The sequence below is a fragment of the Candidatus Saccharimonadales bacterium genome (assembly GCA_036397795.1).
In the GTDB taxonomy this organism is placed as follows: Bacteria; Patescibacteriota; Saccharimonadia; order Saccharimonadales; family DASWIF01; genus DASWIF01.
Map to the genome: position 1 here is coordinate 1 of DASWIF010000013.1, position 2,252 is coordinate 2,252.

Consider the following 2,252-nt stretch of genomic DNA (forward strand, 5'->3'; position numbering starts at 1 on the left):
TAGCCACCGCGGCATAATCGTCCAAAGCCCCAACTTCAGCCAAGATTTTAAAAACGTTGGGCTTAAAAAACATATCCGCCAAAAATTCGGTAAGTCCGCGGCCGTCAATAATGACGCGAATTGTTTTACTTTAGCCGAGGCTGTCTACGGCAGCGGCAAAAACAAAGACGTGGTCATTGGCCTAACACTCGGAACAGGTATTGGCGGCGGCATTGTGCTTAAACAACAGCTTTTGGTGGGTCGTGACGGCGGCGCTGGTGAACTCGGGCACACCACAATTTTCCAAAACGGCGTTAAGTGCAGCTGCGGCCGCCGAGGCCATGTTGAAGCCTACGCCTCAGGCACGGCTATTGCCAAAACCTATGCCCAATTAACAGGCACGCTTACCGACACTTGGGAGATTGAACGCTTAGCCCGACTCGGCGACCAAGACGCCAAAGCAGCTTTCCAAATTGCTCAGACCGCGCTGGCCGAAACTTTTTTTAATATCACGCAAGTTTTTAACCCGGACATTATTGTCCTGGGCGGCGGCTTGGCCAGCGTCAAAAAACTACTGGTTACCCCGGCCATTGCCAAAGCCAAACAACTTTTTTATCCCGCGGCACGACCGCCGCAAATTGTAGCAGGTACTCTGGATCGAGCCGGTATTATTGGCGCGGCGCGACTGACAAATCAATAACTTTAGTTCATGTCTATACCCGGACTCTCTGAAAAAACTAAATCACCGCAGTCGTGGCGGCGGCGTTCAAGCAGCCGGCCACGGTCAAGATCAAGCGGCTCCGCCACCTACGTGGGGAGAAATTTTGGCGGTGGCGGCGGAAAATTTCCCAAGCTCAATCCGAAAAAACTTATTCGGCTAATTTTGATTGGCGGAATCGCTCTGATTGGGATTGGCGGAATTACCAGCATCGCGGTCGTGGCCTGGGTGGCGCGTGATCTACCCAACCCAAATCGCATTATTGAGCGTGAGGTTGCTCAAAGCACCAAAATTTACGACCGAACCGGCGAGCAGCTCCTTTTTGATATTCATGGCGATGAACAGCGTACATTGGTGCCGCTGGTCGAGATTCCTGACGACTTAATCCACGCCACGCTGACGGCCGAGGACCGCAAATTCTATGAACACGGCGGTATTAGCATAACCGGCATTATCCGTTCCGCGATTCGAAACGTAACCACGGGCAGCCGAGTCAGCGGTTCAACTCTGACCCAGCAGTTGGTAAAAAATGCGATTCTGACCTCAGACAAAACCTATACCCGCAAAATTCGCGAGATTATTTTATCCTGGCAAATTGAGAAAAACTTTTCCAAGGATGAAATTCTCCAGCTTTATTTTAATGAAATCCCCTACGGTTCAGTCGCCTACGGGTCGGAGGCCGCCGCTCAAACATACTTTGGCAAAAGCGTCCGCGACATCACGCTTCCGGAAGCCGCGATTCTGGCCGCGCTCCCCCAGTCACCAACCCGCTATTCCCCGTACGGCAGCAATGTTGACCTCCTCATTGGCCGCCAGCACTGGATTTTAGATAGCATGGCTGAGCTGGGTTACATTACCGAGGACGACGCCGAGTTTGCCAAAAACCAACCGCTGGAATTCAAAGAACGGCAAGTCAGCAACATCACCGCCCCCCACTTTGTCATGTATGTACGCGAACTTTTGACCGAAAAATACGGCGAGGTGGTGGTTGAGCAAGGCGGACTTCAGGTTGTCACCACGCTCGATTTGTTTAAGCATGAGTTGGCTGAAGAAGTCATGCAAGAACTGGCGGAAAAAAATCTGGATTGGGAGGCCAGTAACGCGGCCATGGTTGTAATTGACCCAAAGACCGGCCAAATTTTAACCATGCTAGGTTCGCGCGATTTCTTTAATGAAGAAATTGACGGCCAGGTCAATGTTGCCACCCGCCTTCGGCAGCCGGGCTCATCTTTCAAACCGATTGTCTACACGGCCGCGTTCCGCAAAGGCTTTACGCCCGATACGGTTCTCTACGACGTTGAAACTGATTTTGTAAACTATGACGGCAACGACTACTCGCCGCGCAACTATGACCTGGCTGAGCATGGGCCGGTAACTATCCGCCAGGCGCTTCAGGGCTCGCTCAATATTCCGGCCGTAAAAGCCATTTACCTGGCCGGCGTTGACAACGTGATTGACTTGGCCGAAGACCTGGGTTACACCAGCTTCCAAAACCGCTCGCGCTTTGGGCTCTCGCTTGTACTGGGCGGCGGCGAGGTCCAGCTCCTTGAGCACA

Annotated in this window: 2 protein-coding genes; both read left to right on the forward strand. The window is 52.4% G+C overall.

Annotation, left to right across the window (positions count from 1 at the left end; all coding sequences use genetic code 11):
* Nucleotides 1–679, forward strand: a 679-nt coding sequence (locus VGA08_00935; protein ID HEX9679171.1) for an ROK family protein, incomplete at its 5' end; no start/stop codon positions are given.
* A gap of 111 nt (nt 680–790) precedes the next feature.
* Nucleotides 791–2,252: transglycosylase domain-containing protein (locus tag VGA08_00940; GenBank protein ID HEX9679172.1), on the forward strand; the 1,462-nt coding region annotated here is incomplete at its 3' end.